This is a genomic window from Nocardia colli (assembly GCF_008704205.1).
Classification (GTDB): domain Bacteria; phylum Actinomycetota; class Actinomycetes; order Mycobacteriales; family Mycobacteriaceae; genus Nocardia; species Nocardia colli.
The window spans coordinates 507,274-530,025 of sequence record NZ_VXLC01000015.1; the positions used below are offsets into that span (position 1 = coordinate 507,274).

The 22,752-nt window shown below is 65.9% G+C and carries 22 protein-coding genes; 12 read left to right on the forward strand and 10 right to left on the reverse strand.

Annotated elements, in window-relative coordinates; all coding sequences use genetic code 11:
* Positions 1–493: 493 nt before the first annotated feature.
* Positions 494–1,381: an RNA polymerase sigma factor SigJ gene (gene sigJ, locus F3087_RS29310; RefSeq protein ID WP_150405286.1), complete on the reverse strand. Its 888-nt coding sequence runs from the start codon at positions 1,379–1,381 to the stop codon at positions 494–496.
* A gap of 102 nt (positions 1,382–1,483) precedes the next feature.
* Between sigJ and F3087_RS29315 the strand changes: the two genes are divergently transcribed.
* The 4 genes from F3087_RS29315 to F3087_RS29330 all read left to right on the forward strand — a co-directional run bounded on the left by F3087_RS29315 (position 1,484) and on the right by F3087_RS29330 (position 3,788).
* Positions 1,484–2,056, forward strand: coding sequence for an NADPH-dependent FMN reductase (locus tag F3087_RS29315; protein WP_150405287.1), 573 nt, complete (start codon positions 1,484–1,486; stop codon positions 2,054–2,056).
* Between the two features lie 11 nt (positions 2,057–2,067).
* Complete coding sequence (locus F3087_RS29320; protein ID WP_150405288.1) at positions 2,068–2,535, forward strand: YybH family protein; 468 nt, start codon at positions 2,068–2,070, stop codon at positions 2,533–2,535.
* A 334-nt stretch (positions 2,536–2,869) separates the two neighbouring features.
* Positions 2,870–3,214, forward strand: coding sequence for a YrdB family protein (locus F3087_RS29325; protein ID WP_191094194.1), 345 nt, complete (start codon positions 2,870–2,872; stop codon positions 3,212–3,214).
* Positions 3,215–3,338: 124 nt separating this feature from the next.
* Positions 3,339–3,788, forward strand: coding sequence for a hypothetical protein (locus tag F3087_RS29330; protein WP_150405290.1), 450 nt, complete (start codon positions 3,339–3,341; stop codon positions 3,786–3,788).
* Between the two features lie 170 nt (positions 3,789–3,958).
* Here F3087_RS29330 and F3087_RS29335 read toward each other — a convergent pair whose 3' ends face one another.
* Entirely contained in the window at positions 3,959–4,327 is a 369-nt protein-coding gene (locus F3087_RS29335) for an immunity 8 family protein (protein WP_150405291.1), read from the reverse strand.
* Between the two features lie 55 nt (positions 4,328–4,382).
* A complete protein-coding gene (locus tag F3087_RS29340; protein WP_150405292.1) occupies positions 4,383–4,880 on the reverse strand; it encodes a hypothetical protein in 498 nt (165 codons plus the stop codon).
* Between the two features lie 1,216 nt (positions 4,881–6,096).
* On the opposite strand from F3087_RS29340, the gene F3087_RS29345 reads away from it, so the two are divergent.
* The 3 genes from F3087_RS29345 (at position 6,097) to F3087_RS29355 (ending at position 8,652) form a co-directional block, all read left to right on the forward strand.
* Positions 6,097–6,276: a hypothetical protein gene (locus F3087_RS29345; protein ID WP_150405293.1), complete on the forward strand. Its 180-nt coding sequence runs from the start codon at positions 6,097–6,099 to the stop codon at positions 6,274–6,276.
* A gap of 356 nt (positions 6,277–6,632) precedes the next feature.
* Positions 6,633–7,271, forward strand: a complete 639-nt coding sequence (locus F3087_RS29350; RefSeq protein WP_150405294.1) for a hypothetical protein — start codon at positions 6,633–6,635, stop codon at positions 7,269–7,271.
* A gap of 445 nt (positions 7,272–7,716) precedes the next feature.
* Positions 7,717–8,652 (forward strand): HNH endonuclease, encoded by a 936-nt coding sequence (locus tag F3087_RS29355; RefSeq protein ID WP_396897590.1) that lies wholly within the window; start codon positions 7,717–7,719, stop codon positions 8,650–8,652.
* Between the two features lie 324 nt (positions 8,653–8,976).
* On the opposite strand, the gene F3087_RS29360 is transcribed toward F3087_RS29355, so the two are convergent.
* From F3087_RS29360 to F3087_RS29385, 6 genes are all read right to left on the reverse strand, one after another.
* Positions 8,977–9,858 carry a formylglycine-generating enzyme family protein gene (locus F3087_RS29360; RefSeq protein WP_150405295.1) on the reverse strand — a complete coding sequence of 294 codons (882 nt, stop codon included), beginning with the start codon at positions 9,856–9,858 and terminating at the stop codon, positions 8,977–8,979.
* A complete protein-coding gene (locus F3087_RS29365) occupies positions 9,855–11,189 on the reverse strand; it encodes an MFS transporter (protein WP_191094195.1) in 1,335 nt (444 codons plus the stop codon). Before F3087_RS29365 ends, F3087_RS29360 begins: the two co-directional genes overlap by 4 nt.
* 33 nt (positions 11,190–11,222) lie before the next feature.
* On the reverse strand, positions 11,223–12,995 hold the full coding sequence (locus F3087_RS29370) for a sulfatase (protein WP_150405297.1): 1,773 nt from the start codon (positions 12,993–12,995) through the stop codon (positions 11,223–11,225).
* Positions 12,995–14,212 (reverse strand): FAD-dependent monooxygenase, encoded by a 1,218-nt coding sequence (locus tag F3087_RS29375; protein ID WP_150405298.1) that lies wholly within the window; start codon positions 14,210–14,212, stop codon positions 12,995–12,997. The genes F3087_RS29370 and F3087_RS29375 overlap by 1 nt, the downstream gene beginning before the upstream one ends.
* Positions 14,209–14,778 (reverse strand): DUF6790 family protein, encoded by a 570-nt coding sequence (locus F3087_RS29380; RefSeq protein WP_150405299.1) that lies wholly within the window; start codon positions 14,776–14,778, stop codon positions 14,209–14,211. Before F3087_RS29380 ends, F3087_RS29375 begins: the two co-directional genes overlap by 4 nt.
* A 286-nt stretch (positions 14,779–15,064) precedes the next feature.
* Positions 15,065–15,796 (reverse strand): GntR family transcriptional regulator, encoded by a 732-nt coding sequence (locus F3087_RS29385; RefSeq protein ID WP_191094196.1) that lies wholly within the window; start codon positions 15,794–15,796, stop codon positions 15,065–15,067.
* A gap of 214 nt (positions 15,797–16,010) precedes the next feature.
* On the opposite strand from F3087_RS29385, the gene F3087_RS29390 reads away from it, so the two are divergent.
* Together F3087_RS29390 and F3087_RS29395 are read left to right on the forward strand one after the other, a co-directional pair.
* Positions 16,011–16,802: an SDR family NAD(P)-dependent oxidoreductase gene (locus F3087_RS29390; RefSeq protein ID WP_150405301.1), complete on the forward strand. Its 792-nt coding sequence runs from the start codon at positions 16,011–16,013 to the stop codon at positions 16,800–16,802.
* Between the two features lie 191 nt (positions 16,803–16,993).
* A complete protein-coding gene (locus F3087_RS29395; RefSeq protein WP_223885442.1) occupies positions 16,994–18,841 on the forward strand; it encodes an AfsR/SARP family transcriptional regulator in 1,848 nt (615 codons plus the stop codon).
* A gap of 27 nt (positions 18,842–18,868) precedes the next feature.
* On the opposite strand, the gene F3087_RS29400 is transcribed toward F3087_RS29395, so the two are convergent.
* Complete coding sequence (locus tag F3087_RS29400; RefSeq protein WP_223885426.1) at positions 18,869–19,627, reverse strand: AraC family transcriptional regulator; 759 nt, start codon at positions 19,625–19,627, stop codon at positions 18,869–18,871.
* A gap of 83 nt (positions 19,628–19,710) precedes the next feature.
* Between F3087_RS29400 and F3087_RS29405 the strand changes: the two genes are divergently transcribed.
* The 3 genes from F3087_RS29405 (at position 19,711) to F3087_RS29415 (ending at position 22,745) form a co-directional block, all read left to right on the forward strand.
* Positions 19,711–20,319, forward strand: a complete 609-nt coding sequence (locus tag F3087_RS29405) for a nuclear transport factor 2 family protein (RefSeq protein ID WP_150405303.1) — start codon at positions 19,711–19,713, stop codon at positions 20,317–20,319.
* Positions 20,286–21,101 (forward strand): helix-turn-helix domain-containing protein, encoded by an 816-nt coding sequence (locus tag F3087_RS29410; protein WP_150405304.1) that lies wholly within the window; start codon positions 20,286–20,288, stop codon positions 21,099–21,101. The genes F3087_RS29405 and F3087_RS29410 overlap by 34 nt, the downstream gene beginning before the upstream one ends.
* 213 nt (positions 21,102–21,314) lie before the next feature.
* A complete protein-coding gene (locus F3087_RS29415; protein WP_150405305.1) occupies positions 21,315–22,745 on the forward strand; it encodes an MFS transporter in 1,431 nt (476 codons plus the stop codon).
* Positions 22,746–22,752: the final 7 nt, after the last annotated feature.

Genomic DNA, 22,752 nt, shown 5'->3' on the forward strand with positions numbered 1-22,752 from the left:
GCCTAAGTCCATAGAAGTCGGAGCCCACCCCGCAGGCAAAGAGCGTCCTCTTGCCGCGCTGTGAGATGGTCAGAACCTGCCTACCGTAAATCCCGTTGGAGTGTCAGCAATACAGATCACCGTGATCGAATCCCGCGGACAGTAACTATCTCATCGCAGCGGTCACCGCCCTCGCGATCTGTCTCGGCGTCGTTATCGCGGTCTGTCGACGTCGATCCCAAACAGCCAGCAACGCAACAGATTCCGCGCATCAGCAACGGCATCTGCGAAAGTGTCCGGCACGATGCCCCGCCGCGGCCGGACCGGTGTGTCACCCCGCACCGGCGTCCTCGAGCATTCCACCCGCCCCGCGATCTCGAAGCCGAGCTGAATCAGCTCATCGAGCTCTCGCGGATCTGGCGACGAGTCCACGGCCGATCCGGAATTGCGACTGCGTTCGCCGCGGCAGTTCCGGGGCTGTCAATGACACCGAAACCCCTGGCACGGCAGTGTTTCACGCCGTCCAGTGCCGCAGCTTCTCCGGATTCCGGATCGCCCAGATGCGGGTGATCCGGCCGTCGGCGATATCGAACGCATAGACCGACACGACGGTGCCGTCGATCTCGCCGACCAAACCGGGCTGGCCGTTGACGGTCCGCTCCAGCAGGGTGACGGGCGTGCCGCGGGAGGCGATCTCCGTCCAGGCATGCGCGATCGCCTCGCCGCCCTGCATCGGTTCGAGGAAAGCCAGGGCCAGCCCGCCGCCATCGGCCGTCGCGGTCGCCTCCGGATCGAGCAGTCCGATAAGAGCCTCGATATCCTTTGTCTCCCAAGCCTGTTTGAAATCGTGAACCACCTTGGCGCGCTCGCCGGACGGCGCGCTGCGGGAGGTGTCGATGCGGCGGCGAGCGCTCGAGGCCAGCTGGCGGCAGGCGGCGGGGGTGCGGCCGACCACCTCGGCGATCTCGGCGAACGAATACCGGAACACATCGTGCAGGACGAACGCGACACGTTCGGCCGGTGTCATGGAGTCCAGAACGACCAGGAACGCCATGCTGATCGACTCGTCGAGGGTGACCCGGTCGGCGGGGTCGACCGGATCGCGACCGTCGCGCCACTCCGACCGTCCGGGAATCGGCTCCGGAAGCCATTCGCCCACATAGCTTTCCCTGCGGGCGCGCGCCGAGCCGAGCAGATCCAGGCAGATGCGGCCCGCGACCGTGGTGAACCACGCCCCGGGCGTGGCGACCTCCTGTCGCTGCGCCTCCGAGAGCGCGTACCAGCGCGCGTAGGTCTCCTGCGCCACATCCTCGGCCTCGGCCAGCGAGCCGAGTAGCCGGTAGGCGAGATTGATCAGCTGGCGGCGTTCGGCCATCAACGCGGGGAGCTGCGGATCGGTCATTGTCGTCTCCTTCGGATCGTGTGTGCCTCACCGAATCGACGAATCACCCACCTGTTTTGTGAGACGGCCTGACATTCCGGGAGGCTGTCTCGTCGGAAGGGTATGACCAGAATCGCTATCATCCTCGGCAGTACCCGTCCCCACCGCAAAGGCGAGCCGATCGCCCAGTGGGTGCTCGACACCGCGTCCCCTCGCGACGACGCCGACTTCGAACTCATCGACCTGCGCGATCACCCGCTCCCGCATTTCGACGAGGCCGTGCCGCCGATGTTCGGCCCGTCGGTCAACGCCCACACCCGCGCCTGGGCCGAACGGCTCGCGCTCTTCGACGGGTTCATCATCGTGACCCCCGAATACAACGGCTCGGCTCCCGGCGTGCTGAAGAACGCCCTCGACCACGCGTTCGCGGAATGGGTGAACAAGGCAGTCGGATTCGTCTCCTACGGCGTGGACGGCGGCGTGCGTTCCGTGCAGCAACTGCGCCTCGTGTGCAGCACCCTCGGCATGGCCGACGTCGGCTACCAGGTGTCGATCTCGGTGCTCACCGACTTCGAGAACACAGCCACATTCGTCCCCACCGACCGCCAGCGTGGGGCGCTGAGCAAGACCCTCGACCAGACCATCGCGTGGAGCAATGCCCTGGCCCCACTGCGCACCGCCCTCGTCAACTCCTGAAGGAGCCGATCATGAACGCATCCAACGACTTCCAGTCCCACGACGACCGCATCAAGGCCGAGGAGGCCCAGCTGCGCCGCACGATCGGCACCGTGATCGACGGACTGCACGACAAAGACCTCGATGCCGTGCGGCAGGCCTACACCGACGATGTGGTGTCCTTCGATATCGAGCCGCCCCTGCAGCACGTCGGCATCGCCGCGAAAATCGCGAACTGGGCCAACGTGTTTCGCGTCTTCGAGACGGTGACCTACGACGTACGCGACCTGACCTTCACCATCGGGGACGAGGTCGCCTTCGGCCACGCCTTCGCCCGTCTGCGCGGCACGCTGAACAACGGTGCCAGCTCGAACGGCATGTGGGTGCGGGTCACCTACGGCCTGCGAAAGGTCGACGGCGACTGGCGAATTGCCCACGATCAAGTCTCGGTGCCGTTCGACATCGCCACCGGAGCGGGCGTCGCCGATCTCGAACCCTGACCATCGATCGGCGGGCTCTCTGCTCGTGGCGGGCCGCACTGCGCAAGGGGAGCGCGTAGCTGGCGAGCACCGGCGGACCCGAGGTCGCCGATCGCTTCTACGACTGCGGTAGGTCGAGGCCGCGGGCCGGTGTGTGACGCCTCCTGGCGGTGTGGTGCCTGCGGCCAGCGGGGTGTCGACGATCGGGCCACGGCTGCGCGTGCGCATGCTGTCCGCCGGGCTGACGGTCGCGGAACGTTCGTGCCCGGGCGGTGACTTGACGAATCACCAACCAACCGTGCACACTGCTCCCATAAGAGAGCGATGCTCACGTAGGCCTGAGGGAGAGTCAGACATGCACGAAGTCTGGAAATGGGCCAATCTCACGCTGGCATTCGTGCTGGAGTTGGCCGCGCTCGTGGCGCTGGCGCTGTGGGGCTGGAAGACCGCCGATGCGATGCCGGTCAAGCTCGTCTCGGCGGTGGGCGCGCCTGCTCTCGCGGCGCTGGCCTGGGGCATGTTCGCGGCGCCGAATGCGACATTCGACCACCCGCTGCTGGCGGTCGTCACCAAAGTCGTAGTCTTCGGCGGGGCTGCGGTCGGATTGTGGGCCGTGAGCTACCGGGCGGCCGCGGTCGTTTTCGTCGCTGTCCTGGTCGGGAACCTGCTGGCGATCCGGCTCGGGCACATGACCTCGTGAGTATGGCGCGGACGGTTATCGCTTCTGCGATCGGCTGAGGTGGAATCCCATGCGGTACAGCGCTTTCGATTGCTCGAGATCGGTGTGAAACGCTCGTGAAAGGTGCGGCTTCGATGCTGGGCCGATGATTCTCACACGTGTTCGCCGGGCGCTGCTTCTGGGTCTGATGGGTGTATCGCTGATCGCCGTCGCGGCTGCGCCTGCTGCCGCGTACGAGGGGAACTTCACCGATACCGACCCGAAGCGGGAGACCGTCCGCTGCAACATGGATGCCGAGCGGGTGCTCTGTGTCATTGTCGGCCAGGTTCCCTGGACCATCCCCGGCGACCCGCCACCACCCAGTCGCTGCCCCAGCGGCTATAAATTCCCCACCTTCATCGTGCGCAACACCGGAGAGGTCCAGCTCAGCAACGATTGCCAGCTGGTGATCGAGGACGGAAAAGTCCTCCCATTCCACAAGATTCTCGGCAACGGCTCTATTGTCTGCTCGGGGCTGGCCCGGGAAATCGGTATCCAGTGCGTCAATGACCAACATCGCTTCGAGATCGCACGAAGTCACTACACGGTGAGCTGATTGTCAGCGGCTGCTGTCGACCGCGCGAGTACCCCGCTCTCGGCGCCGGTGCACCGAAGGTCAGCACTGTGCAGCGCGGTCTGCGGAAGATGCCGAAAAGCCTTTCACCCGAGAGTGATACGCAGTCGGCCGCCGGCAGAACTCTGGAAATGGGTGAGGCCCAACAGGTGTCAGGTGTTGCCCGCCCTTGGTGTGTAGTCCTCGAATTCCCAATGGCCGTATCGGCTGAGTTTCGTGGCGACTTCGCGCCAGTCTGTTCCGGAGCATCTGGTGGCCAGTCGTTGGAAAAACCTTTGCAATGAGGGCCAATCGAAGGTGTCGACGATGACCTGGTGACGGCCGGTGACAGGTCCTTCGCGTCGTGCTCGCTCGTGCAGCCAGGCGGGTGTGCAGACTTCGAACTGGAAGGATTCTTCTCCAGGGCCGTCAGCCGGTCCGGCCAGCATTTGGACCAGGAACATGAATTTGCCGGGATCGGCGGGGGAGAAGGTGGCGGGGTCGATGTCTGGTGTGAGCAGGTAGCGGATCGCAGCGTGCATGGCGTCCTCCCGTGGATACCTAGTGGCGATGGGTTTGGCGCGCAACGGGAACGAGTTAGTACGCGTGTGAACGAATCACTCCGTCCGCGTCCGGCAATGTCACGGTGATGGCGTCCGTGCCGTCATTGTCCCGCGCCGGGGACGCGCCGTAGTAGACCTCGTCGTCGCTTTCGGCGTCGAGGACTTCCTCGTCGATGTCTACGGCGCCGAAGACGACGGCCATGGAGATGTGCACGCCGTCCGGTTCGAGCCACCCGATAAGCGCGTCCCCGTCTCGCTCGATGAAGTCGATCAGTTCGTTGCGAACACGTCCGGTGTACGGTGCCCGGGCAATCCTGCTGTCGAAGTAGAAGCTGACAAGACTCCCCGGGCGCAGGTCGTGCGCGATCTTTTCCAGGTCCTCACGGTTGTGGGCGGTGTACCAGTTCGTGGCGCCGGCAGCGTAGGCCACCCTCTCCAACGCCACGAGCGAGCCGACCTGATTCAGCCGCTCAACGACACCGCAGCGTGCAATGGTGTTGCCTTGCCAGCCAATGCTCTCCGATGCGGTCATCTGCCCTCACCCTTTCGCTGACCCGTAGGTGTCATTGTCCCCCGGAGGCATCGGCGATAGCTGAAAATCCTCGAACGGCAGCCTCCGTGATCCGCGCCGCTACCATGACACGTGATCATTTCGGTGGTCGGTGGATGTGATTACCCAACTCGCCATTTCAACAGCTTTCTACTTCGATAGCGCAGCCCGGAGAAGCCTGCGCGCAAATCAGCACGGGTCGACGTGCTGCGGGTGCTGACAGAGATCGGAAGATGCCGGGGCCACGATCGGGTACGCGGGGAAGGTCTGCTCAGCAGCCGTGGGCTACGCGACTCGGAATCCAAGCGGTCCGGGGAGCGAGGCGACGCAGGTCAGAGGCGGTCGACATCCGACTTCGTTCCCTTCCGGCGGCTCAAGATTCGATAGGCTCAAAATTACGTCGCGGAAAGCCATCGGTCAAGCGGATTCGCGGAGACCGGTGTATTCCAGGCAGTCAGCAGGTTGTCCCGCTCGATGTGCATCCATGCCAACGCCCGTTTCTGCTCGCCGAACTCCTGAATCGGGATATCGCTCCGCTCTGCGGGGTGCAACGTATCAACGGGCCTGGCTGTAATGCAGCGGCCATTGATCGGCGTGAGCGGCGGTGTGCTGGCAATAGTTCAGCAGCCGGTCGATGGCTGGTCGATGTGTTTGAAGACGCCACCGACCTATCGCGCGTGGCGATCGCTGCTTGATTTTAAACTATAGGCGCGCCTCGTATCTCCTCCTCTCGCTCAATGGACGATCGGTCGATTCCGGATCGTCCTAATTCAGGAACGGGCACCCCTATCCTTCCCTCCGTGGGGCCCGGGGTGCTCGGTCGATTGACGGAGATCTTCGGAGGGTTCCTGTTTTCCAGTTGTCCTTACGTTTGGGAGCTTTGCAGAATTGCCGTGGGACCGGTCCCCCGGCAATTTCTTGCAAGAGAATAATTCGGATGATCCGCCCATTCGGATGATGTGCCCATTCAAAATTGCAAGGAGGTTGTAAAAGCAAAATCATGGGACCTCGACCCCCTTAAGCCCCGCATCCTCCTGCTCGCTCTCCTGGCGTCAGGCTATGACCACACCACCATCGCAACCGCAATTCGGCGCAACAGGTAGGTTCACCGACCCCAGCACGCGACGCTGGACAACCGATTCCAGTAAGGACATTTGATGCGACGCCACGAACTCACCCTCAACTGCAGCATCAGTCGTTGAGCCGCTATCGCGAGCTCGACAACCGCCGCAGGGAGGCCAATGCCCCCATCGATCTCGGCGTCGTGCGCAGGCTGGCTGGGGATTACGAGCAGGCCGACGAGCTGCACCAACAGACCCTCACCCTGCATCGCGAGCTCGGCGACCGTCTCGGAGAAGCCGAGGCGCTCAACTGCTGACAGCCGGTGAACGACGCCGAGCGCTGACTGTACTGACAGACGCTCTCAGACGGGCTCGTGGGATCGGTAGTCACCTCGAACAAGCTCACGCCTCGGAAAGCATCGCGTGCTGTCGCGTGGGCTCGGGCGATAGTTCCGCCGCCGTTACCGAACTTCGCTCAGCCGTCGAGATCTACCGGTGCCTCGGCGTCCCGGAAGCCGATACCGGCGGCCTTACTCGCCGCTGATCGCCCGGAGCGCGGTGTCGGGGTGGACTATCACTACGACTACGACCTGAATGCGGCCTTGGACCGCTTCGACTTACCGGCGCTCTCCTGACATGTGCGAATGCCCAAGCTGCTTTCCAGGTGAGCGGAGTGAGCAGCAGGATCTCGGCAAGACCCGCGGAGCTCAATGAGCGCCTGATGCGCGATGAGGTTGGCCCGGTCTTCTGGACACCGATCGTGAGGCGGGATACTCGCCTCCGGAAGGAGTCCAAAAACGATCGCGGGCGGCATGCCACGCTGAGCCACACCATTGCCCTTGATCTGCAACGGAAGGGCTCATCGAAGCGAATACCGAGTATGGCGCGAACACGCAAACCCGCCACGACCGGCGAGCTACGAGCCGGGCGGGTTGTTGTTGTGGTGCTCTTTCTCCCGTGGGTTTTGCTGTTTCTGGTCGTGAAGTGGTGCGTAACGCATCCCGAACAGGTCGCCCGAGCTGTGAACTGGGTGGTCGGAGCCATGCGGGGGCATCCGAAAGTGTTCGCGTTCGCCAGCATTGCGTCCGGTGCCGCCGCGGCGGTGAACAACATCGCTCTCGGTAATCCGTGGGGAGTTGTCATCGGTTCAGCTTGGATGGTTGCATCTGTTGCTTGGCTGGCGTGGCTGCGGTCGAGGGACCGCGCTGCAGCGACTCGCGAGATCGCAGCGAGGGCAGACGCCCAGCACGCCGCATACCTGGCCGGCGATGATTGGGGTGTCTACGGTTACCGGGATCGACCGGACGGTTGATTGCTTTCATATCGCCAGCGGGCATCTGGACCTTGAGCAGCACGAGAACCGCCCATCGACAAGTCTTGCGTCGCAACTCGAATAGTCGTTCAGGCCCAACTGCTGCGGGGAGCACCGACAAGCCGCAGGGCTGGGAGCGAACCATCGGTTGATTTGTACGACGTTCAGCGGATATACCTGCAAGCTATATCGCTCTAGCGTTGGTTTCAGGCGCGTAAACGTAGTGGGTACTTCATTTAGGGCAGCGGTGAGATAAGCACACCGCCACTCACCGCAGGACATTCCTGTTCTCCCACTTCTCTGTCGGGCGCTTCCGCGACCGGTCAGGACGCGTGCACTGAGCACTTCCCAGGGAGGGGCGATCTAGTTGCCAGCAGTCGTGGGCCTGATAGCAGTAGTGGTGATCCTGTTGATCATCGAGTGGGTAGCAGCGAACTGGCTACCGATCGCAGCGATCGGTACCGTCCTGCTCGGGGCGTGGGGTCTGGTGCTGTTGATCCGGCACATACGCATGAAGCGGTACTTCGCGAGCGACGAGTTTTTGGCCCACAAGGCCGCGATCGCCTCTTTCGTCACTGAGCACAACGAACTCGCACAGTACGTTGGTGAGATACGCAGTCGAGGCACGTTCGCGCTCGGTGGGTCGTCCAGCGGAGCGCAGGCGCACCTGGCAACTTTCCAGAACACCAGCCGGCACAGGTACCGGCGCGACCGCAACATCGCTACGTATCAGACGCCGTTCGTACACAACTGCTCATTGCAGGTCGCGCGTGCCGCGAGTGCTGACCCGATTAAGTACGTCATGAAGTACTTCAACATCAAGCCCACCGAGACCGACCTGGCTGACGTAGAGAACCTGGGTGATGGCATCACTCGCCTCGAAGATGCCGTTACCAACCTTGGGCAGCGCGAGGCCAGCATCACCCAGTCGATCAGCCCGCCTAAGTTCATCATGAAGCATTACGCAGGCGAGTTCATGAAGCATGTTGGGGTCGAATTGTCGCCGATCACGGTGCCTTACCCTGTGTACGTGTTCGAGTATGTCAGCGCTGGTGGGAATAGCTCGCAACGCACGACTGTCACGCTCAACCGAGAGACGATCGACGCGATGATCGAGTCGATGTCGGAGAAGATCAAGTTTCGTAGGAGCGTAGCGGGTCAGCGGGCGCTGATGACCTCGAAGCTGCGGACGATGATCAAGGAGCGTGACCGCTACACCTGTAGGTACTGCTCTGTCTCGCTCGCAGCTGAGCCTCACCTGCTGCTCGAAGTGGATCACGTCATGCCGGTGTCAAAGGGCGGGCTGACCGCGCCTGACAACCTTCAGACCTTGTGCTGGCGGTGCAACCGCACCAAGTCGAACAAGGTCATTGCCAGCTGATCATCTACCGACCTTGCGTTCGGGACAGTGTCAGTGACCAAATTGCGCTGCTGACTTTGACGAATAGAACCGCGTTGCGGCGATCAGGCGCGCTCCGGAATAGCCGAGGGTGGTGGGTTCGGTTAGTGCCGCCGTCGTAGAGCGATTCGCGTGCATGCTCGGTGCAGAGGTTTCGGTCCGGTGAGGGGGCGCTGCAAATCCGCGTGACCGTTGACGTCAGCGACGCAGGATTCCTTCGCGACCTGCCGGCGGTGAGCCGATCGATGACGGATCGATGACGGATCGGCCCAGCCGGGATCCGCGGTGCCGGAGTGGGCGGCTGGCTTACGAGGTCGCGGCGGTGCGGAAGCCGGCGTTGCCCATGGTGGAGTCGGGGGTGTTGGAGGATCGGGCGGCGGTGCGGTATCGGGTGCAGTAGCTGTCGTGGCAGAGGTATGAGCCGCCGCGCAGGACTCGCGAATGGCCGGTTGCGGGGCCTTGTGGATCGCGGACGTGGCCTGTTCTGGCGTCGTGGGTGTAGGTGCTGGGGGAGAAGTGGTCGGCGCACCATTCCCAGACGTTTCCGGCTGTCTGCCAGAGTCCGTATCCGTTGGGGCGGTAGGTGCGTACCGGTGCGGTGGTGTGGAATCCGTTCTCCTGCATGGTGGTTGGGGAGGTGGTCGGCCAGATGTTCGCGCGCCATCGGCCGCCGGCATCCGGCGGTTCGTCGCCCCACGGATAGCGGGCTCCGGGCAGGCCACCGCGCGCGGCGAATTCCCACTCCGCTTCGGTCGGGAGTCGGCGGCCTGCCCAGTCGCAGTAGGCGATGGCGTCGTGCCAGGAGACTTGCACGACCGGATGATCGCCGCGGTCGTCGATGCCGGAATGTCGTCCCTGCGGGTGTCGCCAGTTCGCGCCTTGCACCCTTATCCACCACGGAGTGTGGGTGGCCGGGCCGACGAGGTCTTCGTCGTCGGCGGCCAGCACGAGGTGGAACACGGCGGAGTAGCCGAACTTTTCCGCGTCGGTTTCGTACCCGGTCTGGTCGACGAATGTCGCGAAGGCGGCATTGGTGACGGTGGTCGTGTCGATCGTGAAGGGCGAGAGTTCCACGGTGTGCACGGGTGTCTCTCCGTCGGCGTGGAATCCGTCGCGGTGTGGGTCGCCCATCGCGAAGGTCCCGCCGGGCAGGTCTGCCTGTTCGATCAGGTGCCGGGCGGGGGTCATCCGGCCGCCGCGGGTCGGGCTTGCTCGGCCGAGCGGGTGCGTTGCCGCTCGACGTCGCGGGGATAGGTGCGATAGAGAAGGGTGCAGAAGGCGGCGTTGACGAGCATGAGAATGCCTGGGATCCAAAGCATTACGCCACGGAGGCCGATCACGTCGGTGAGCAGGCCGGCGGCGAGGTTGAACAGCGCGTAGGCGAGGGCTTCGAACACCGACAGCAGGAGCGCGAAGGCGGCGCCACGCATTTCCGGCGGTACGACGGCGGCCACGATGGGCCGGTTGACCCCTGGGTTGAGGCCCTGCATGAAGCCGAGGACCGCCCAGAATCCGGCGAAGACCTCGATGCCGCCCCAGTCGTGCTGGGTACCCACCACCGCGACGACACCGAAACCGAGCTGGGCGAACTGCAGGACGATGACGCGGCCGATCCTGGGCAGCCGGCTTTGCAGGAAGTCGGTGGCCAGACTGCCGCCGAAGGTGCCGAGCAGATAGCCGATGCCGAAGGGCAGGGTGACGATGGACGCGACCGCGGTGGTGAAGCCGTAGGTGTGGACCAGGAAGACGATGCCGAAGCTCATGATCAGCAGGTGGCCCGAGATGAGCCGCTGGATCAGCATCAGGACGAAGGTGGGGATCCGGAGCATCTGCCGGACCTTGGTCCAGGTGATCCGGCTGTCCTCGGCCTGCCGGGCGGTCGGCGCGGCGATCTCGCTGGCGCCGACGGCGGGGTCGGTGAAGAACACGGCCAGCAGCACGGCGGTGAGCACCGTGATGGTGCCCCAGGCGAAGAATCCGTAACGCCAGCCGTCGGGCACCCGGGACAACTGGCCGATCAGCGGTCCGAGCACCGAGCCGAGGAGGGAGATCGCGCCCCAGGTGTAACCGTTGGCGCGACCGCGCGCGGCATCGTCGAACAGGTCGGCGGTGATTTCGCTGGCGATCGGCAGTGCCGCGGCGATGAACACGGCCGACACTCCGTACAGGACGATGAGCTGGGTGTAGTTCTGCGCGAGACCGGTTGCGGCGGTGGCGATTCCGGCGAGGCCGGAGGCAACGGCGAAGGCGATCTTGCGGTTGGTCCTCCGCGCTACCCACGCCCACAGCGGGCCGCAGACGATGCTGATGAACTTCCCGATGGAGGTCAGGTAGCCGACCGCGGCCGCAGGCGCCGCGACTGCCGCGACGATGACCGGGGCGAGGGTGCTGAGCACACTTGATTCGTTGTTGTCGGCCCAGAGCGGAGCGACGACGAGGGCGAGTTTGCGCCAGCGGCCGGGAACGATCACCGGGGTGCCGGTGGTTGCCTGGGACGCCGGTATGACGGTGTCTGTCAACGGAATACCTAACTGAGGGTGGTGGGTGACCGGTCAGCTTCCGGCCAGTGCCCGATCGAGCTGGTGCAGGGTTCGCCTGGTCAGCACCGGGGTGAAATCGGCCAGGTCGAGGAGAGTGACCGACCCGGTTTGCGCGGCAATGCGGTCGATCGCGGGTCCGAGCGCGGCCTCGACGATCGCGCGGGTGCCCGCGGTGGCGAGGAGTTCGGTGATCGGCGTGTTCACTCCCGGCCGCCCGGTCGGGAAGTCCGCCGGAACCGGTAGTGGCGCAACGGCTTCCTGATAAGCGCGCAGTTGAGTCCGGGCCAGTAGGTGCCGGGAATCGGCGGGCCCTTCGAGGGGAAGGCCGAGGCGGGTGAACTGGGAATCCGGCGCGTCGCTCGCGCGCATGAGTTCCAGCAGGAGGTTGATCATCCGCAGTTCGAGGTCGTCGTCGATCATCGGATTCGCTTGGCGGGGATCGCTTTCCAGATCGAACAGGGCCGTGCCGAAATCGAACGGGTCGCCGACAGCGAATCCGGGTACCCGCAACACCGGGACGTTCTTGGTGAACGGGAGCGGGCCGACCAACTGCGCGTCTTCCAGTTCGGCCGGGTTGAAACGGGAGGCCATGTGCGTGGGCATCAGCGTGTGCTCGAACAGCGGCGCGTTGCCCGGCGCGGCCGGAGCCCGCAGGTACACGTACCGCCCATCGGTGACATTGACGTGCCCGCCGAAGATCCCGAACAACGCCCCCGCTCGGTGCCTGCCCGGCGCCGGGTCGCGCAGCAGCGAAAGCAGGGACCGGCCTTGCATATCCGCGGTCGGCTGGAGACCGAAGAAGTCCAGCAGGGTGGGGCCGAAGTCGATGGTCTGCACCAGTTCCCGGCAGGTGCCTGCTTTCGTCCGGGCCACCGGATCCCAGACGAACAGTGGCGTGTGGATGTTCTCGTCGTACCAGGGCTGTACGTTCTTGCCCCACCAGCCGTGCTCGCCGAGCAGGAAACCGTGGTCGGTGCACACGATCAGCAGCGTGTCGTCCCACAGGTCGAGCTCGTCGAAGACGTCGAGAACGCGACCCAGCGACGCGTCGCACATCGTCAGCAGCGCGGCGTACTCGGCTCGCGCACGGTCCACGGTTTCCGGATCTTCGGCCACTCGCTTGTAGTCGGGCCACGCCGGGGACTGCCCGGCCGCGTCCAGCGCGGGATAGTGGCGCTGGAATTCGCGGTCGGAGAAGTAGGGTTCGTGCGGGTCGAAGCATTCGATCTGCAGGAACCACGCGTCCTCGGCGTGATTGGTGCGGATGAACTCGAGCCCGGCGTGGACCGTCCGGATCTGCGGGTGATCGGCCGGTTCGGTCAGGTACTGCCGGTTCACGAGATCCTGGCGCCACAGCTGGTTTCGGACCCGGCGGGGGCTCGGCGGTTGCGGGGGATCGGCGACCTGGCCCTTCCACGCGTCGCCCTCTTGCCCGCGGAAGAACTCGAAGGTGCGGAATCGGCTGTGGTACGTCGCTCCGCCGTCCTCCCAGTAGTGCGGATGGTCGGTGACCAGATGCGAGTAGACGCCCGCCGCGGACAGCAGCTCCGGCACGGAGTCGTCGAAAGGTTCCAGCGGGCCCCAGGAACGGTGCAGGAAGTTGTGGCGGCCGGTGTGCATCTCGCGGCGGGCGGGCATACACGGCATCGAGCCGCCGTAGCAGTTGTCGAACCGCACGGAATGCGCGGCGAGCCGGGTGAAGTTCGGGGCGTGTACCCACTCGGCGCCGTAGGGCGGCAGGAACCGGCGGTTGAGACTGTCGAAAAGCACCAGGACCGTGCGCATCAGTTGCCCGCCTCGGATCGCGCAGAGGCCGCCACCGGGTCTCGCTCCGTGAATGTGGTTTCGGGTGTCCAGGAGAAGGTTTCGCGCAGCGAATTCAGGTACACCGAGCGCGGCGTCAGCCACACGAGGCTGTTCCGCAGCGCGACCTTCAGCGGATTGCGCCATTGCGCGACCCGCCCGGCCGCAGCCGACGCCCGCGCCAGTTGCTGGGTGCGGCCGCGCCGCGCCAGGTCGTAGCCGGCGATCACGGATTCCACGGTGGACTCGGTGGTGGCGAGCGCGTTCAGGGTCGCGGCGTCCTCCAGCGCCTGTGCCGCGCCCTGCCCGAGGTCCGGGGTGATCGCGTGTGCGGCATCGCCGAGCAGGATTACCCGGCCGGTGGCGTAGCTGGGCAGCGGTGTTTCGAGGGAGTAGATGTCATGTCGCAGTAGCGATTTCAGGGGAGTGGCGGCGATCAGGCGGGGGATCGGGTCGTGCCAGTCGCGGAAGAGTCGTGCGACCGTTTCCAGGTTCGCGTGGGCGTGGGAGTTCGGCGGGGACGACAGCGTGGCGTACCAGTAGACCCGGCCACCGGTGAGCGGCATGACGCCGAAGCGCCGGCCCCGGCCCCAGCTCTCGATCAACGAGCGGCCCACTTCGATGTCGGCAGCGGCCTCGGCCGGTACGACGCCGCGCCAGGTGAGGTACCCGGCGTAGCACGGTCCCGGATGGTCTGGAAACAGTTGGGCCCGTACCGGACTGGCGACGCCGTCCGCGGCGACGATGAGATCCGCACCGAGTGTTTCGGTTTCGCCGGTGGGCCGCCGGAACGTCACGGCGCCCGCGTCGGGATCCACCTCGGTGACCTGGTGGCCGGTGCGCAGGTTGGTATGCCGCAGCGCCGCGATCAGCACGGCGTGCGCGTCGGCCCGATGCAGCATGTAGCCGGGGACACCGAACCGGCGGATGACCTCGGTGACATCGCCGCGCAGCAGCCACCTGCCCGATGCGGTCCGAATTCCCGTGGTGCCCTGCGCGGTATCCAGCGACCGGAGTTCCTCGGCCAGTCCCAGCCAGTTCAGCGCTCGTACCGCGTTGGGTGCCAGCATCAACCCGGCGCCGACTGGTCGGAACTGCTCGGCTCGTTCCAGCACCGTCACCCGCCAGCCCGCACGCTCGAGGCCTAGTGCCGCGCTCAACCCGCCGATTCCGCCGCCGACCACGATTGCCGTGTTCATGCCTGCCTGCTCCCGGCTGCGTCCGATGAGTCAGTCATGTTGCTGGACAACAGGGTTGACGTATCGGGCTGCGGTGTGGACAGTCGTTGGGCGCGGTAGGCGAGGGCGATCATGACCGCGGGGAACAGTAGATCGCAGACCAGAACGCCACCGGTGTTGCCGGGAGCGTGGTCACCGTGGGCGAACCACTGGTAGACGTGACCGATCAGCGCGCCCCACAAGAACATTCCGGCTCCCAGCCCGATCGTGATCCGCTCACGAGCCGAGGCCGAGACCGCGCGGAAACCCATGACCGCGAGTCCGAGGTTGGCGAACGCGATCTCGAACTGGAATGGCGTGGAATCGAATCCGATCGCGGTCGCCATGACCTCCGGCACCGTCAAGAACGTGATCGTCATCCACAAACTGCCGAACCCGAGCGCGACCACCGCCCACCACCGCTGCCAGGTCTCCAAAGCGGCTGCGCGAGAGGGACTATGGCGGGTGGCGACGAGTGCGCCGATGGCCGCGACCAGCGGCCAGAACAACGGGACCGAGGTCTGGGCGAGGTATGCCATGCTGCTCATGCCCTAAGTCTTGCACGGTTAATATTAACCACGCAAGATTCGTGTGCGGCCTGCGGCCTGGATGGCATTCTCGCCTGAAAGATGTTCTCCGCCATCGGTATCCACTCCGCGTCGTTACTGGGTGGCTGCCGCCGCACGCCACCTGACTCCTGACAAAATAATCTTACTGATAGTAAGGCCAATATAATGATCGAGGTCCGGTGCGGCATTCGCCGAGCTCGTCGGCTGGGAAGGCATGCGCGCGCCGGGACGGGTCTATCCGCGAAATCGGCTCTCGCGCACTGGTTCAGCTGTCGGCGGCCGCGGTGTGCGAGATCGCCGCCCGCGCGCGGGCCAGGATGCTCACGACCGGGCGTTGGAGCAGCTCGCTGAGTCGCTCGCGATCCTGTGCGGCCAGGGTGTCGAGGATCAGGCGGAACTGGGCTGCCGACTCCTCCGGTGCGGCCAGTATGTCGTAGTTGTGTGCGCGATAGGAGACCGTGCGCGCCCAGAGCCGTTCGATTTCGGCGATGATGAGCGTGCGGCGGCACAGGCGGTAGATGGACAGGTAGAGGTCCGCCATCGCGCCTCTCGCGAGGTCGGGCCTGCCTGCCTTCGCCTCGGCTTCGATCCGCTCGACGTGCGCGGACAGCTCGGCCAGTTCCGCTGCGGTCGGCCACTCGAGCGTGCGGATCGCCTCGGACTCCAGTAGGTCCCGCATCGTATAGAGCTGCTCTATTTCGTCGTTGCTGAACTTCGCGACGAAGTAGCCCTGGTTCAGCCCGTGCGTGAGCAGTCCCTCGTTGCTCAGTATCTCGAGGGCTTCCCGGACCGGCGGGCGGCTGACGCCGCACCGGTCTGCCCAGATCTGTTGCCGGAGTTGTTCTCCCGGGGAGAGCTCGCCGTTGAGGATGGCGCCACGAATGGCATCCAAGACCTTCGCCGTGGTGCGGCTCGCGGGGCGCGCGGATGTGGCCGCTCGGCGCTCGGTGCCGGCCCGCTCGGCATCGCTGTTGACAGCGTCTTTGCCTACCTTCATGATTGAAAACATAATTGAAGACACTTTTGAAGACAAGCGTGAACATCGGCAGAGAAGGTCTTGCATAGTTAATATTAACTATGCAAGACTTGCGCTGTCGGCGTTGTGGCCCAATCGAATCGACGCCTCGTCGCAAGCCGGCTCGGTCGGCCGTCGGCGCTGATGCCGGCGGTCGGAACCACCTTGGAGTTGCGGTAAGAGAGAGATGACTCGAATGAGTGAAGGCATCGTGGAGGACGTTGGGGGACGGGGTTCGTGGGCAGTCGTCGCTGGTTCGACGGGTGGTGTGGGGCGGGAGACGGCGTTGCGGCTGGCCGAAGACGGGTATTCGATCGTGGTCTGTGGCCGCGACGGTGCCGGCGCGGAGGAGACGCGCAAATTGATCGAGTGGGCCGGTGGCCGGGCCGTGGACCTGCTCGCCGATCTCGGTGATGCCGCGGCGGTGCGTGGGCTGATCGCGGAAACGGTCGAGGTGGTGGCGGGTGCTCCGATAGATGTACTGGTCAACAATGCCGGTGAAGCGGATTACCGGTCGGCCGAGGACGTCTTCGACACCGTGTTCAACCGGAATGTGAAGGCGCCCTTGCTCTTCACGGGCGCGTTCGCGCCGCTCATGGTCGAGCGTGGCCGGGGCGCGATCGTCAATGTGGGCGGGTTCGGTGCCTTGGCGGGTGGTGGTCAGGTACAGGCCGCGAAGGCGGCATTGATGATGCTGACCAGGTTGTGGGCGGCGGAGTACGGGCCGAAGGGTGTGCGGGTCAATTTCGTGGATCTCGGCCATGCGTTCACGTCGGCTCAGGAGCGCCGAGCGGAGCTGGATCCGGGATGCGCGCACGGCGTGCCGGCCGGCGCTGATGGGCCGGCCGAGGTCGCGGAGACCATCCGGTTCCTCGTCTCGCCTCGGGCCGCCGCTGTCCAAGGCGCCATGCTGACCATGGCCGGAGCGGCAAGCGCGGCCGAAAGTCACGGCTTCTCGTCGGCGCCGGGCAAGTTTCACGGCGATTGACGTCGCCCGCGATATTCTGATTGACTTGCAGTCAAATCAATTTCTCTTGGTCGGCGTGGACAGGGCCGGCGCGGACGTGCCGGCCTCGCAGGGGGCACCGAACAGCCTCGATGTCGAATGTGAGGGACCAGTTGTCAGCATGGCGGAACCCGGGTAGTCGTCGGACGAGGCATACGGAACTTCGGTTGTCGGTGCTGGGTCCGGTAGAGGCGTGGCTGGACGACCAACCTCTGGAAATCGTTGCGCCGCAGATGCTGGCCGTGCTGGCGATACTCGCGACCGAACACGGGCGAACACTGACGACGACGCAACTGGCCGAGCGAATATGGTCCGACCCGCCGATGTCGGCGATCAGTGTGCTGCGCAACCATATATCCGCCCTGCGCAGAGAGTTCGATGCGTACGGCGGTGAGGGCGCCGGGTTCGAGTGGCTCGGTTCGACTCGGGGCGGGTATCGACTGTGTCTGCCGGTGAAGTTCGATGTCGTGGAGGTCGAGGCCCTCATCGCCGCCGCCGACGCCGACCGCCGATCGGGAGCGGCGGCCCAGGCGGAAACCAAGCTGGCAACGGCATGGAGCCTGTGGCGGGGCGACCCCTTGGTCGGTCTGCCCGGACCGTGGGCAGGTCAGGAGCGCAACCGCCTGGCCAGGCTGCGTTCGGATCTAGGTGAGGCGAGGATCTTGGTCGCACTGGATCTCGGCCGGTATCCGGCGGCCATCATGGAATCGCAGACGCTCGTCGCGGCCGAACCGCACAGCGAGCGTTGGCGCGAACTGCTCATGGTCGCGCTGCACCGCGGCGGGCGGCGGGTCGAAGCGCTCGACGCGTACCGCACTGCGCACCGCGTGCTCGCCGACGAATTCGGCCTCAGTCTCGGCCCGGAGATGGTCAGGCTGCAGCAGCAGTTGCTGTCGGCCGAGCCGCCGCGACTCGCCGCGACGAAACTGCCACCGGATCTCGCCGACTTCGTCGGTCGCGCGAATCTGGTGCACGAGCTTACCGAGGTGCTCGGCGCCGACGCCGAACATCGGCCGGCGATCGCGATCACCGGCATGGGCGGCGTCGGAAAGACCGCGTTCGCCCTGCATCTCGCCCATCACGTGCGGGCCGACTATCCGGACGGGTCGGTGTATCTCGATCTCGGTGGCTTGGACGAGCATCCACCATCAACCGAGATATTGGTGACTGCCGCGTTGCGCAAGATCGGTGTCGGGCCCGACGAGCTGCCGTCGGATGCGGCCGGGCGAACAGCGTTGTGGCGCAACACTGTAACGGATAGACGCATGCTGCTGATCCTGGACAACGCGCGCGACGTCGACCAGCTCGCCCCGCTGCTACCGGGCACCGGCGCGACGGCGGTGCTGATCACCAGCCGGTCGAGCATGGCGGAACTGTTCCGTGCGCGACTGGCCCCGCTCGGCGCCCTCACCACCGACGAGGCATGGACGCTGCTGCAGCGGCTGGTGACCCCGCGACGGATGTCGGATGAACCCGACGCGGCCCGCGCGATCCTGCGTGCGTGCGGAAACGTGCCCGTCGCATTGCGCATCCTCGGCGCCCGACTCGCGGCCCGGCCCGGCTGGCGACTCGCGACGGTCGCCGAGCGCCTGGCCGACGAGCATCAGCGACTGGCCGAACTCACCCTCGGCAACACCAGCGTGGAATCGGTGTTCTGGGCAAGCTACCGCCTGCTCGCGCCGGAGCTCGCGCGCGCCTTCGTCCTGCTCGCATTCGCCGACGCAGCTGAACTGTCGGCGGCGGCCGTCGCCGCGCTGCTCGACCGCGATCGGGCCGCAGCCGAGCAGCTGTGCGAGGCCCTCGTCGATCACGGCATGTTGCAGACGCCGGCGCCGGGTCAGTATGGGCAACACGACCTGATGCGGCTGTTCGCCCGCAAGGTGGCCGATCCCGCACAGCGTCGTGAATCGCCGCAGGCCCTGTGCCGGCTGCGCGATTTCTACGCCTCCGAATCGCGGTTCGACGCCGCCGCGGCGCGGGGCGCCCCTATTCTCCTGGCGGAAAGGCGTGCCCTGGGATGACCGAACATCCCAAACCCCCGAACACACTCAGTCCGCGCGTTGGAGGCCGGCCTGGTAGCGACCGGGAGTTTGGCCGAGGATGGCGGTGAATGCGCTGATGAGGCTGGCAGTGTTGGACCATCCACACAGACTTGCCGTCTGAGTGACCGTGCGCCCATCCATCAGGTGTACGAGAGCGTGCTGGACGCGGAGCTGCGCGCGCCACTGATGGAAGCTCATGCCGAGTTCGGTGTGGAAGAGCCGGCTCAGGGTCCGCTCGCCCGCGCCGACCGTCCGGCCCAGCTCGAGCAGTGAGGATCCGTCGGCGGGGTCGGCGTGCAGCAGGTCGGTGACGGCGCGGAGCCGATCGTCGCGTGGTCTCGGCAGATGGAGCGGTTGCTCGGGTGCCTCGAGCAGTTCGTCGACGATGACCTGACGTAGCCGGAACGCGGCGGCCTTGGCGGGCGGTCGTGGATCGGTCAGGCGCAGCACTGCCGCGCGCAGCAGCGGGGACGCTTCGGACACGGTCGGCCGGTCCGGCAGGGCCAGGGACAGCGCCCGCGGCAGCAGCAGGGTCCGCACGTCGGTTTCGCCGTATGCGCGGTGTTCGTGATCGAAGCCGGCCGGGGTCCAGCTGACCCGATTGGCCGGGGTGATCCAGACGCCGCTCTCCGTCGCGATCGACAGGAGCCCGCTCGACGGGTAGATCAGCTGCCCCTGGGGGTGCCGGTGCAGGTCCATGCGCTCGCCGTGCGGCCACAGCCGGGCGGACTCCGGTGCGGGGACGAATTGGCGGGTTTCTGGCACAGAAAGTCATTCTATCGGTGGTTGTCGTCGGGGCGATCGACAAAAGTTGAGTCGACAGCACATCGAACAGGGAGGAATTCCGCATGAGCGACCACCGAATCGACGACCGCCAGGCGATCAGCGAACTGATGACCGGCTGGATTCATCGGGACCGGGAGCAGTGGGACGAGCTGGCCGGACTGTTCCACGAGGACGCCACGCTCCGGATCCTCTGGTTCGCCGGCTCTGCCCACGACTTCATCGACGGCTCCCGCCGGATGGGGCACGGGCCGCTGCGCAGCAAGCACTTCATCGGCGCTCCCGCCATCCGCTTCGCGGGCGATCGCGCGTTCGTCGAGACCAACGCGATCCTGCTCGCGGAACTCACCGGTGCGGGGATCGGCGCGACCATCCACAACCGATTCCTCGACCGCGTGAGCCGGCGCGATGGCAGCTGGCGCATCGAGCAGCGCGACTCCGTCTACGACATGGGTGGATTCACCTACCCGTTCGGCGTCGCGGGCGCCCCGGACATCGACGCACAGGCGTTGGCCGACCGTCATCCTCGCGAGTACGCGGCGCTGGCCTATCTGCTCGAAACCGCCGGGCACCCGGTAACCGGCACTTACCCGACTCGCTTCGGCGAGCAGGAGGCGGCCATTCTCGAGGCAGGCAGCGCATGGCTGGCCGAGACACACCTCGCGCACCGCTGAGGCGCGGTCCGGACGGCGCGATCGCAGGCACTCGGTCGCCGATTCTGCGCATCGATCGCAGCGGCGCGGAAGCTCGCCGGACCCTGGAGTGGCACGCACACGACGAGGCGATGCTGCTGTGGTCCGCGACCGCGACCGTGGCGATGAGCACTCCCGCGCGCGACTGGCTCGTGCCGCCCGGCTACGGCCTCTGGGTTCCACCTCGGATCGTGCACTCGGAGAAGGCATTACGGGGCGGCGAGCTCTGCGTCGTGCGCTTCGCGCCGGACCTCTGCCCGGTCACCTGGCCCGAACCCGTCGGCATCGCGGTGGGACGCCTACTGCGCGAGCTCATTGCGCATCTGCACGAAGCCGAGCCCGACGACCCGAGCCGCACCCACGCCGAGCCGCTGGTCTTCGATCTCCTCGCGCCGCTCCCCGTCAACGCCATCGACGTGGCCATGCCGACGGATCCGCGGGTGCGGGCTATCGCCGAGCAGCTCATCGCCGACCCGAGCGACACCCGCGACCTCGCATTCTGGGCGCACCAGACGCATTCTGGGGTACGTACCCTGTCCCGCCTGTTCGTCGGCGAAACCGGCCTGACGTTCGCGCAATGGCGAACGCACGTCCGAATGCGCGCCGCCGCACAGCATCTGGCCGACGGCCGATCGGTGAACGCCACCGCGCGAGCCGTCGGCTACCGCAAGCCCAGCGCCTTCATCGCGGCCTTCCGCCGATCGACCGGTCAAACGCCAGGCACCTACCTTCGCGTCGAGGCGGCAACCGACCTCGGACGGTAACCGCCGGTCACCGCATCGGCCGCCACCGTGTCGAGGCGAGAGGGCACTCGGCCGAAACCGCATCGGCCGCAGGATCATCGCCCTGTCCATGGCCGATGCGAGGTATTTATCGGCCCCTGAACGGCATACCGGCCAACCTACGGTGAGGGCATCGGATCGGTCGCCGCGGCCTGCCGGCGCAACGGCGTCACGAATAGCATTGAAGGAGAACGGATGTCGACTCTGCAAGACACCATGGTTCGCACGTCCGAGCGCAAGGCGGGTACCGGTTGGACGGTCGCGGCGTTGATGCTCGGCGTCCTGGTCTACGGTGTCCTCGGAACGGTGGTGACTCCGGCACTCACGTTGCTACAGAACGACTTACACACCTCGGTCGGCGGCGTGACATGGCTGTTGACCGCCTACCTCCTGGCGGCGGCCGTGAGCACCGCGGTACTGGGCCGGCTGGGCGACATGTTCGGCAAGCGGCGGATGCTGCTCGTCGCTCTGACGTTGATGGCGGCGGGCGCGCTGGTCTCGGCCGCGTCCGGCGTGTTCGCCGTCGTTGTCCTCGGGCGCGTGCTGCAAGGCATGGCCGGTGGACTGCTGCCGCTCGCGTTCGGGATCATTCGCGACGAGTTGCCCCACGAACGTATCGGCCACGCGATCGGCGCCGTGTCCGCGATGATCGGCGTCGGAGCCGGCGTGGGCGTGATCCTGCCCGGCCTCGTCGCGAACAGTCTGGGCTGGCAGTGGCTGTTCTGGATTCCCTTCGCCCTCACTCTGCTCGCGATTCTCGGCACCTGGGTGTTCATCGCCGAATCACCGGTGCGCCCCGGCGGGCGCGTGAACTGGGTGAACGCGGCTCTGCTCACGATCGGCATCACCGCGGTGCTGATCGCCGTCAGTGAGGGCTCGTCCTGGGGCTGGACCTCCGGCCCGACGCTCGGCCTGCTGCTCGGCGGAGCCGCGGTCTGCGCGCTGTGGATTACTGCCGAGAGCAGCAGCAGCCGGCCGTTGATAAACGTGCACCTGATGCGCGTTCGCGCACTGTGGACGACCAACATCACCGCATTCCTGCTGGGAGCGGCGATGTTCTCCTCGACCGCCGTGTACCCGATCTTCGCGCAAGTGCCCAGCAGCAGCGGATTCGGTTACGGCGCATCACCACTCGTCTGTGGCCTCTACCTGCTTCCGTATTCTGTCGCGATCGCGGTGGCCGGATCGCTGGCCGGGCGCATCGCCCGCAGAGTCGGCTTCCTGTCCGCGCTCGTCGCAGGATGCCTGACCTGCGCCGTCGGCAGCGGATACATCGCCATCCGGTATCACCACCCCCTCGACCTGATGATCAGCCTGGCCATCTTCGGATTCGGTCTCGGCACCGCCACCTCGGCGCTGTCCGCCGTGGTGGTGCACGCCGCGCCCGCCGGACAGGTGGGCGAGACGACCGGGATGAATCAGGTGATCCGGATGATCGGCGGCGCGGTCGGAACGCAAGTGGTCTCGACCCTCATCGCGAGCAACCAGCACAACGGACTTCCCGCCCTCCGCGGTTTCACCCAGTCTTACCTGGCGGAAGTGGTGTTCCTGGTTGTGGCCGCCGGTGCGGCGATGCTCGCCGTGCCCGCGCGTCGGGCGAGTGCCGGCAGCTCTGCCGGCAGGTGAAAGTCCC

What these genes read in the sequence shown, in the direction of transcription:
- F3087_RS29360 (WP_150405295.1), bottom strand. Translation starts at nt 9,858, where the DNA reads ATGACCCCCGCCCGGCACCTGATCGAACAGGCAGACCTGCCCGGCGGG.
- F3087_RS29385 (WP_191094196.1), bottom strand. Translation starts at nt 15,796, where the DNA reads ATGAAGGTAGGCAAAGACGCTGTCAACAGCGATGCCGAGCGGGCCGGC.
- F3087_RS29315 (WP_150405287.1), top strand. Translation starts at nt 1,484, where the DNA reads ATGACCAGAATCGCTATCATCCTCGGCAGTACCCGTCCCCACCGCAAA.
- F3087_RS29325 (WP_191094194.1), top strand. Translation starts at nt 2,870, where the DNA reads ATGCACGAAGTCTGGAAATGGGCCAATCTCACGCTGGCATTCGTGCTG.
- F3087_RS29335 (WP_150405291.1), bottom strand. Translation starts at nt 4,327, where the DNA reads ATGCACGCTGCGATCCGCTACCTGCTCACACCAGACATCGACCCCGCC.
- F3087_RS29330 (WP_150405290.1), top strand. Translation starts at nt 3,339, where the DNA reads ATGATTCTCACACGTGTTCGCCGGGCGCTGCTTCTGGGTCTGATGGGT.
- F3087_RS29390 (WP_150405301.1), top strand. Translation starts at nt 16,011, where the DNA reads ATGAGTGAAGGCATCGTGGAGGACGTTGGGGGACGGGGTTCGTGGGCA.
- F3087_RS29340 (WP_150405292.1), bottom strand. Translation starts at nt 4,880, where the DNA reads ATGACCGCATCGGAGAGCATTGGCTGGCAAGGCAACACCATTGCACGC.
- F3087_RS29405 (WP_150405303.1), top strand. Translation starts at nt 19,711, where the DNA reads ATGAGCGACCACCGAATCGACGACCGCCAGGCGATCAGCGAACTGATG.
- F3087_RS29375 (WP_150405298.1), bottom strand. Translation starts at nt 14,212, where the DNA reads ATGAACACGGCAATCGTGGTCGGCGGCGGAATCGGCGGGTTGAGCGCG.
- F3087_RS29320 (WP_150405288.1), top strand. Translation starts at nt 2,068, where the DNA reads ATGAACGCATCCAACGACTTCCAGTCCCACGACGACCGCATCAAGGCC.
- F3087_RS29415 (WP_150405305.1), top strand. Translation starts at nt 21,315, where the DNA reads ATGTCGACTCTGCAAGACACCATGGTTCGCACGTCCGAGCGCAAGGCG.
- F3087_RS29410 (WP_150405304.1), top strand. Translation starts at nt 20,286, where the DNA reads ATGGCTGGCCGAGACACACCTCGCGCACCGCTGAGGCGCGGTCCGGAC.
- sigJ (WP_150405286.1), bottom strand. Translation starts at nt 1,381, where the DNA reads ATGACCGATCCGCAGCTCCCCGCGTTGATGGCCGAACGCCGCCAGCTG.
- F3087_RS29370 (WP_150405297.1), bottom strand. Translation starts at nt 12,995, where the DNA reads ATGCGCACGGTCCTGGTGCTTTTCGACAGTCTCAACCGCCGGTTCCTG.
- F3087_RS29380 (WP_150405299.1), bottom strand. Translation starts at nt 14,778, where the DNA reads ATGAGCAGCATGGCATACCTCGCCCAGACCTCGGTCCCGTTGTTCTGG.